At 38.8% G+C, this 8,424-nt stretch carries 10 protein-coding genes and 1 pseudogene; 2 read left to right on the top strand and 9 right to left on the bottom strand.

The window, feature by feature from the left end:
• Positions 1–440 precede the first annotated feature (440 nt).
• Positions 441–779, bottom strand: coding sequence for a Cd(II)/Zn(II)-sensing metalloregulatory transcriptional regulator CadX (cadX, locus tag ADF68_RS06100; protein ID WP_049549049.1), 339 nt, complete (start codon positions 777–779; stop codon positions 441–443).
• 11 nt (positions 780–790) lie between these two features.
• Positions 791–1,405 carry a CadD family cadmium resistance transporter gene (locus ADF68_RS06095; protein ID WP_049549048.1) on the bottom strand — a complete coding sequence of 205 codons (615 nt, stop codon included), beginning with the start codon at positions 1,403–1,405 and terminating at the stop codon, positions 791–793.
• Between the two features lie 28 nt (positions 1,406–1,433).
• Between ADF68_RS06095 and ADF68_RS11430 the strand changes: the two genes are divergently transcribed.
• Complete coding sequence (locus ADF68_RS11430) at positions 1,434–1,562, top strand: FanG protein (protein ID WP_080979389.1); 129 nt, start codon at positions 1,434–1,436, stop codon at positions 1,560–1,562.
• Between the two features lie 112 nt (positions 1,563–1,674).
• On the opposite strand, the gene rpmG is transcribed toward ADF68_RS11430, so the two are convergent.
• The 4 genes from rpmG to ADF68_RS06075 all read right to left on the bottom strand — a co-directional run bounded on the left by rpmG (position 1,675) and on the right by ADF68_RS06075 (position 3,381).
• A complete protein-coding gene (rpmG, locus tag ADF68_RS06090; RefSeq protein WP_001265622.1) occupies positions 1,675–1,824 on the bottom strand; it encodes a 50S ribosomal protein L33 in 150 nt (49 codons plus the stop codon).
• A 15-nt stretch (positions 1,825–1,839) separates the two neighbouring features.
• Positions 1,840–2,022 carry a 50S ribosomal protein L32 gene (rpmF, locus tag ADF68_RS06085; protein WP_000290417.1) on the bottom strand — a complete coding sequence of 61 codons (183 nt, stop codon included), beginning with the start codon at positions 2,020–2,022 and terminating at the stop codon, positions 1,840–1,842.
• A gap of 148 nt (positions 2,023–2,170) precedes the next feature.
• Positions 2,171–2,371: a PTS ascorbate transporter subunit IIC gene (locus tag ADF68_RS06080; RefSeq protein ID WP_049549047.1), complete on the bottom strand. Its 201-nt coding sequence runs from the start codon at positions 2,369–2,371 to the stop codon at positions 2,171–2,173.
• A gap of 2 nt (positions 2,372–2,373) precedes the next feature.
• Positions 2,374–3,381: an SPFH domain-containing protein gene (locus ADF68_RS06075; RefSeq protein WP_049549046.1), complete on the bottom strand. Its 1,008-nt coding sequence runs from the start codon at positions 3,379–3,381 to the stop codon at positions 2,374–2,376.
• 183 nt (positions 3,382–3,564) lie between these two features.
• Between ADF68_RS06075 and ilvD the strand changes: the two genes are divergently transcribed.
• Entirely contained in the window at positions 3,565–5,268 is a 1,704-nt protein-coding gene (gene ilvD / locus ADF68_RS06070) for a dihydroxy-acid dehydratase (RefSeq protein ID WP_049549045.1), read from the top strand.
• A 56-nt stretch (positions 5,269–5,324) separates the two neighbouring features.
• On the opposite strand, the gene ADF68_RS06065 is transcribed toward ilvD, so the two are convergent.
• From ADF68_RS06065 to ADF68_RS10545, 3 genes and pseudogenes are all read right to left on the bottom strand, one after another.
• A complete protein-coding gene (locus tag ADF68_RS06065) occupies positions 5,325–5,666 on the bottom strand; it encodes a metal-sulfur cluster assembly factor (protein WP_049549044.1) in 342 nt (113 codons plus the stop codon).
• Positions 5,667–5,929: 263 nt separating this feature from the next.
• Entirely contained in the window at positions 5,930–7,747 is a 1,818-nt protein-coding gene (locus tag ADF68_RS06060; RefSeq protein ID WP_049549043.1) for an acyltransferase family protein, read from the bottom strand.
• 178 nt (positions 7,748–7,925) lie between these two features.
• Positions 7,926–8,424, bottom strand: a pseudogene (locus tag ADF68_RS10545) (transposase); the annotation flags it as partial.

Below are 8,424 nucleotides of genomic sequence, written 5' to 3'. Positions count from 1 at the left end.
AATTTTTATCAGACTAACTTCCACTTCTACTAGCGGTGGAACTTAGTTTGGGAATTTAGCCTTTTTTGCAGGGGGGATAATTTGAAAATCCTTCCAATTTACTTTCGAAATCTATAAAATATCTAATGTACTAGTAATTTACCCAATTGGTACACTCAAAGTTCCAAGTTTTTCCTCTTGAAACCTTCCGCCTGCCTATTAAATATAAAAGGTGCTTTCTACATTTTCCTTCTGTCACTTCTTGCATTTAAAAAGCAACAACACCGTAGGATGAAGATTCTACCGTCTTTTAATTGGCAATAAACAAGATATTTAGCAATAATCCTTTCTAGTTATCATCGATTAAATCTCATTTAAAAAAACTAATATGTGTAGTTATCTAAAACCTCTATCTATTTTTCTTAAACAACACAAAAACGCTCTAGACGTAAAAATAGTTGTTATCCTAGTTGATTAAAAAAATCTCTGATTTCCTCATCTTTTATAAAATAATATATAATTTTCCCCTCTCTTCTAGTATCCAAGATGTTTTGATTGGCTAGTTTACGAAGATGGTGGGAGGCAGATGCCATACTGAGATCTAGTAAACAGGCTATATCACAGACACAGAGTTCTTCAACAGCAAGGAGATAAAAGATGATATTTATCTGTTTATTATCGGTAAACTTTGTTAAAATGCGAAGTGATTTTTGGACTTTTTCCTTTTCAAGGTAGTTCATTGCGGTTGTAACATTTTGTTGATTTATAATATTCACTTGGCAGATACTATCTTTTTTCATAATATTTTCTCCTAGCCTAACATAGTCCATAGCATGTCAAAGCTGTTGTTTTCAATCAGGATATACATCCCCAATCCTAAATAAACAACGGCAATAAACCATCTGCTATATTTTTCCAAAGTTTCTCCAACAGAAGGGACTTGTGCCAATTTTTGGGCAGAAAAAACCAAGAGATAAATCATGACTAGAAAGGTAAGTAAAGCCACTATCAAATTCGCTAAATTTAAGGTAATAAAATATGGGACAAAAACACCAATATTGTCAGCACCACAACTTGCAAAAGTAATCATAGCGACTAGAAAAATCAGGTTTTTATTGTCTTTTCGCAAACCATCTTTTGCAATAGCTTTTCCATCAGAATCTCCTAAAAGCAAAACTTTGAGTCCTAGGAAAATTGGAATCAAACCGAGCAAACCTAAAATCTCTTTACTAGGAATATAATTTAAGACAAATGCAAAAAGTAAACTTAGCAATATTAGACTAACAGAGCCTAGAAATTGTCCTAAATAGATGTTAATGATGTCTTTTCTGCTTTTTCTTTTGGCAAAAAATAACATTAGGATAATAAGTAAGTCTACGGCTGTCCCAGAATACAGGATTATTGAAGTAACAACATTTTGAATCATAAAACACCTCATTCAAATATATTTTTGAATGTATTTTAACATTAAACTTTGTAGATGTCAACTTCAGCTCCATCAAAATATAGATAAGAAGGTAGTGTACCAAACATTAAAAAGCTCTGCCATCGAAATGATAGCAGGGCTTAATTTCAATATCTAAATGATATATTTATCTAAAAAAGGTAGAGATTGAACTGAAATATAGTAAAATTAACAAAAGAAAAAACGCTTGGAATCAGCGTTTTTCTTATGTATTGATTCGTATTGAATGCTTACTTCACTTCTGTAAACACAACGTGTTTGCGAAGTTTTGGTGAGTATTTCTTCAATTGAAGACGGTCTGGAGTGTTACGTTTGTTTTTAGAAGTAAGGTACAAGCGTTCACCAGATTCTTTGTGTTCAAGTGTAATATTTACGCGCATGGTATCTCCCTTCTATTATTCAGCTGATGCAGCTTTAGCGATTTTACGTCCTTTGTAGTATCCTTTAAGTGATACACGGTGAGAACGTGAGTAATCTCCAGTAGTTTCGTCAAAGTTTACAGATGGAGCTGTTACTTTGTAGTGTGTACGACGTTTGTTTTTCTTCGCTTTTGAAGTGCGACGTGCAGGTACTGCCATTTTGATTTCTCCTTTTAAGATATAAATTCAGTTAGGTTTGATTTTCATCAACTTTAATAGTATATCAAAACTTTTTTGTAAAGTAAAGTTACTTGACAAAAAAAGATTAAAAAATTTTCCTATCCAATCTGCTGGATAGGAAAATAGATTAAATATCAATCTCGAATGCTTCATCAATGGTTTCTGAGACGTATTTCCCGTCTTTTTTTCGTTGTTTGACGCATTCGGTGAGAAGATACTCGATTTGCCCATTGACTGATCGGAAGTCATCTTCTGCCCATGATGCGAGTGCAGCGTATAGCTTATTCGAAAGTCGAAGGGGGATTTGCTTTTTTTTAGCTTCTGCCATTTCTAATAAAGGCTTCCTGTATTGACAATTGGTTGTGCATCATGATTGCCACAGAGAACGACTAGGAGATTTGAAACCATTGCTGCTTTACGCTCTTCATCTAGTTCAACCAACTCTCCTTCATTGAGACGTTCCAGTGCCATTTCAACCATTCCTACAGCGCCGTCTACAATCATCTTACGTGCATCAATAATGGCTGATGCTTGTTGGCGTTGAAGCATGACAGCTGCAATTTCCGGTGCATAAGCTAGGTAAGTAATACGTGCCTCAAGAATTTCCAAACCAGCATCCTCTACACGACTTTGGATTTCTTCACGAATACGGTTAGCTACAATTTCGCTAGAGCCACGGAGACTTCCTTCATCGGCTTGCCCATCACCCGTAGTATCCACATTCGGAGACACATCGTAAGGATAGATGCGGACAATATTACGGAGTGCACTATCACACTGCAATGACAGATATTCTTTGTAGTTATCAACGTTGAAGACTGCTTTGGCTGTATCGACAACTCTCCAAGTTACCGCGATGCCGATTTCTACAGGGTTCCCTAAGCAATCGTTAATCTTTTGACGGGAATTGCTCAAAGTCATAACCTTGAGGGAAATCTGTTTCTTGCCAATTTCAAGGTTTACATCATTGCCATTTGATGATTTCATCCCTGAAAAAGGGGATTTTGTGCTAACATCACCACTTTGACCTAGTCGAGTGTGGTTTGCAGGATTGACCGCTATACTGAAGGGATTGACAAAGTAAAAACCAAGTTCTTTAATGGTACCCGTATAGTTACCAAAGAGGGTCAAAACCAGAGCTTCCTGAGGTTTAACAACTTTTAAACCAGCATGAGCTAGAGCTGAAATTAAGATTAATAAAAGCCCGATAATAATTCCAAAAATATTTTCCGAACCAGCACCCATTATAAATATAAGGAAACCAAGTACGAGTGCCAACTCAATGAGTACCAATGCTACTACACCATTTGGTTTTGAATTGATTAGTTTTTCAGTCATCAGAATGACCTCCTATATTTGATATCTAAATGATATCACTTTAATTTATAAAGTCAAGAAATAAATGCAAAATTTTTAAAGAAAATATTTCTGTATAGAATTTTCTGAAAATTCAAGAATTTTCTTCTGTTCATTGCTTTTAAAATGTGCTATAATGATACAAACTGAATTGGGAGGGAACAAATGACAGAATTAGATAAACGTCACCGCAGCAGTATCTATGACAGCATGGTTAAATCACCAAACCGTGCCATGCTTCGTGCGACTGGTATGACAGATAAGGACTTTGAAACACCGATTGTGGGAGTCATTTCGACTTGGGCAGAAAATACACCATGTAATATCCACTTGCATGACTTCGGTAAGCTTGCAAAAGAAGGTGTCAAATCTGCTGGTGCTTGGCCTGTGCAGTTTGGAACCATTACGGTAGCAGACGGGATTGCCATGGGAACGCCTGGTATGCGCTTCTCTCTAACGTCTCGTGATATCATTGCGGATTCTATCGAAGCTGCTATGGGCGGTCACAACGTGGATGCCTTTGTGGCTATCGGTGGTTGTGACAAGAACATGCCTGGTTCTATGATTGCCATTGCCAATATGGATATCCCAGCTATTTTCGCTTACGGTGGTACTATCGCCCCTGGAAAACTGGATGGCAAAGACATCGACTTGGTTTCTGTATTTGAGGGAATCGGAAAATGGAACCACGGTGATATGACAGCTGAGGACGTGAAACGTCTCGAATGTAATGCCTGCCCTGGCCCTGGTGGTTGTGGTGGTATGTATACTGCCAACACCATGGCGACTGCTATCGAAGTTTTGGGGATGAGCTTGCCAGGTTCTTCTTCTCACCCAGCAGAATCTGCTGATAAGAAAGAAGACATAGAAGCAGCTGGACGTGCTGTAGTTAAAATGCTTGAACTCGGTCTCAAACCGTCTGATATCTTGACTCGTGAAGCCTTTGAAGATGCTATCACTGTAACTATGGCTCTCGGTGGTTCTACAAATGCCACTCTTCACTTGCTTGCCATTGCCCATGCCGCAAATGTTGACTTGTCACTTGAGGACTTCAATACGATCCAAGAGCGTGTGCCTCACTTGGCCGACTTGAAACCTTCTGGTCAGTATGTCTTCCAAGATCTCTACGAAGTTGGTGGTGTGCCTGCGGTTATGAAATATCTCTTGGCGAATGGCTTCCTTCATGGAGACCGCATTACATGTACTGGTAAGACAGTTGCTGAGAACTTGGTTGACTTTGCAGACCTTACACCAGGTCAAAAAGTTATTATGCCACTTGAAAATCCAAAACGTGCGGATGGTCCGCTTATTATCTTGAACGGGAACCTTGCCCCTGATGGCGCGGTTGCTAAAGTATCAGGTGTTAAAGTGCGTCGTCACGTTGGTCCAGCTAAGGTCTTTGACTCAGAAGAAGATGCTATCCAGGCCGTTCTGACAGATGAAATCGTTGATGGCGATGTTGTCGTTGTTCGTTTCGTTGGACCTAAAGGTGGTCCTGGTATGCCTGAGATGCTGTCACTTTCATCAATGATTGTTGGTAAAGGTCAAGGAGACAAGGTTGCCCTCTTGACAGACGGCCGTTTCTCTGGTGGTACTTATGGTCTGGTTGTTGGACATATCGCTCCTGAAGCTCAGGATGGTGGACCAATTGCTTACCTTCGTACAGGCGATATCGTTACAGTTGACCAAGATACCAAAGAAATTTCCATGGACGTTTCCGATGAAGAGCTTGAAAAACGCAAGGCAGAAACAACCTTGCCACCACTTTATAGCCGTGGTGTTCTCGGCAAGTATGCCCATACCGTATCTTCTGCATCACGTGGTGCCGTTACAGATTTCTGGAATATGGAACAATCGGGTAAAAAATAAGCAAATCAAAAGCAAGCTTAAACTAGCTTGCTTTTTGTATTTTTCAAAATAGATAACTATCGTGGAGGTAGCCCTAGAGCTATACGCCCATAACGACTAATACGTGTAATCTTCCAAGCTGGAGACCAAGTAACCTCAACCTTGACATCCTCAATTCCTTCAATCTGTTTCAGACCTGCCACAATTTTAATAGGTAAACTTTCTGCACAGTCACAGGCAGTATCCGTGAAGGTCATAACAACTGTACAAAGTCCATTTTCGTCCAAGTCAATCTCGTAAATCAATCCAAGGTTGTATACATCTAACTCTACATCTGTATCATAAACTTTTTCGAGCACTTCAATGATTTGATTTCCTAATGCTAAAGCACGGTCATTAATCTTGATGTCTTCTCTCATTACATTCCCTCCATTTTCTGACTGCACCTATTTTCTCATAATTCTGACAATTTGGCAAGTTTTTCCCAATCAAGACGTGATCCGCCATAAAAACGAAAGTCTAGAGATTGCCATAGTTGAGCCAAACTACCCAAAGATCTAACAACCTAGAGTAAGACGATATTACCATAGGTTAGAGAGAGAAGCTTAGAGAATGAATTATTTTCTAAGAAGTACTTTCTAAAAAGAAAAAGTAGAGAACGGTCATCTCTACTTTTTAAATATTATTTTGACTTCACAGGCTTATCTGCCAAGGCCTTGATAGCTGATGCTATCGTTTCTGCGTAGAGCTTAGCACCCTCTTCTAATTTGGTATTATCACTTCCAAAGTGAACCTGGTCAGTTCCTTTCCAGATATCTGGATTATCTTTGGATACTTGGTTCCAATCTGCAATTTCAATGTAAGGATACTTTTGAGCAACTTCACGCGCATAGCTAGCATATTGTTCTACATAAGGCTGAGTTGCTTGAGTTGTATCACCCTCATAAGGTGTTATAAGTACAAGTTGATGCCCCTTAGGTAGATTTGTTATCAAAGAATCGATATCAGCCTTATAATCCTCAGGATTATTCACTCCAGTAGCAATAACGACTATTTTAGGGAGGACTTTATTCTGACTGTGGTTGAGCATAATAGCATTGGCTTGCTTGGTATTTCTGCTTATTTGACCATCTGTCTGAGCGTCTGGTAGAACCTCTTTAAGTCCAGGTGTTGCACGCAAGGTTACAGAATCTCCAATGATGGATACACCTTCGGCAATATTGTAGCGACTGGCTTCTGCTTGATCCGCCATGGTTTTTGTACGGGTAATATTGGTTTGAGCTTGATTGAGGCCATTTACCATCAAATCCGTTTCAAAAGCACCGACTTGGGGAGCTATGAGCATCACAATCAGTGTCAGCAAGCTAAGAAAACCGACGCTCCCCGTAAAAATTGGTTGAATATGCGGAATTTCTTTTACCTTTTGCAATAAGCTAGTGTTCTTCCCGGCAATGAAAGGTTCAATCACATAGAAAGAAAGGCTTGCAAAGAGATAAGAAAAGATAGTAGTGAGAATCACTGCCGGTAGATTGCTCATCAACTGAGAGAAAATGATATAAAACGGCCAGTGGAAAAGATAAACAGCATAGCTGGTATCAGCTAAGAAGCTAATTACCTTGGGTTCTTCAATCGTCGGAGTTTTCTCATGTAAAACTCGTGCTGCAACAATCATCAAAAGGGCAGCTAAACTTGCCAACAAGAAGCCAAGCAAGTAGGCAAAGAGATAATTGAATTTCACAAAGAAGGTCAATAAGAGTAAAACTCCGAGACCAGCCCCAAATACTAGCAAGGTCTGTTTCAAGTCTAGGGTTTGATTCAAACGTTTGAGAAGAGGTGTCGTTTGACGAACACCTACCAAAGATGCCAAAATACTGCCTAGAAAGAAAGGATAGACGTGAGTAAAGCTAGAAAAGTAAAGCGTCGAGTAGGAACTAACGATAAAGCTACCGATAAACATTGAAAGAAAACCGATGATAAAGACAGCTGATGATATAAGAAAGACAAGCCCTCTTAATTGTCCAGATGATTTTACCTGCTTGGACAAGAACCAAACCGCCAAGCCCCACAAGATATAGTAATGAACCTCAACCGCCAAGCTCCAATTATGAACAAACAAATGAGGAATGAACTGCGATTCATAACTTCCCCCTGTTAACATTTCATAGAAGTTAGTCATAAAACCAAGAACACCAGCTATCTGACTACCAATCCCGGCTATATAATCTTGGCGAACCAAGAAAGTAAAAGGCATAACGACCAGGATCATCAAGACGACTGGAGGGAAAATACGATAAAAACGTCTCCTGAAAAATCCTAGGATATCAATCTTACCTTTTTGTCCAAATTCTTCTAACAGGAGTGACGTAATTAGAAAACCTGAAAAGGTGAAGAAGACGTCAACCCCGAAGAAACCTCCTGGGAAAACCGTCTGAAAAAAATGGTACAAGAGTACCAAGAGTAAGCCTGTAATCCTAATCAAGGAAAACCATTTAATACGCATACGAGTTTATTCTCCGTTCATTAGAGTAGTAAAAAAACCATCTAATGTTCATTCCATACTACCTTTATTTTATCAAAAAAAGAAGAAAAATCCTAAGAGAAAACTTAGGATTTCAGAACGAAGACAAACGTCATTTTTGGCGTTTGTCTTTTTTACTTTTCAAAAATATGTTGTCTCATCATCTGATATTCCATCCGAAAATCTGTATTTGAGAAAAATAAAAAGGGATATTTCCTATCCATTTCACCAGTTTTTTGATATTTAAACACGCCAAAGTAAGCCCAACCTGATCCTCCATTTTGGACTTTCATTTCTCTCTAGTGTATCTCAAATTATGATACTCCTTAGCCGTCCCAAAGAGCCGTTCAATTGTTTCTTTGCGCTTCTTATAGAGCTCTTTCATTTCTCTTTGGTGACGAATCTCCTCACAAAATTCAAGGGCATCTTTCCAGACATGTCTCGTTACTACTTTTTGATGATTTTGGCTTTGGGTACAAACGGATAATAAAGGACAGGCAACACATACTTTCGGATTACTCTTATACTTCTCGAGTGGTAGTGTGATAGCTTAATACTTGATTCTCTGGACAAATATAAGAGTCATCACTTGCATTATAAACAAAATTACTAGGCCTTAAGTTCCCCTTTACTCCCTTTGGACGAGTATAAGGGAAGAC

It is taken from the genome of Streptococcus pseudopneumoniae, from assembly GCF_001068775.1.
Lineage (GTDB): Bacteria > Bacillota > Bacilli > Lactobacillales > Streptococcaceae > Streptococcus > Streptococcus pseudopneumoniae_N.
This window is presented reverse-complemented; position numbering and strand designations above follow the sequence as displayed.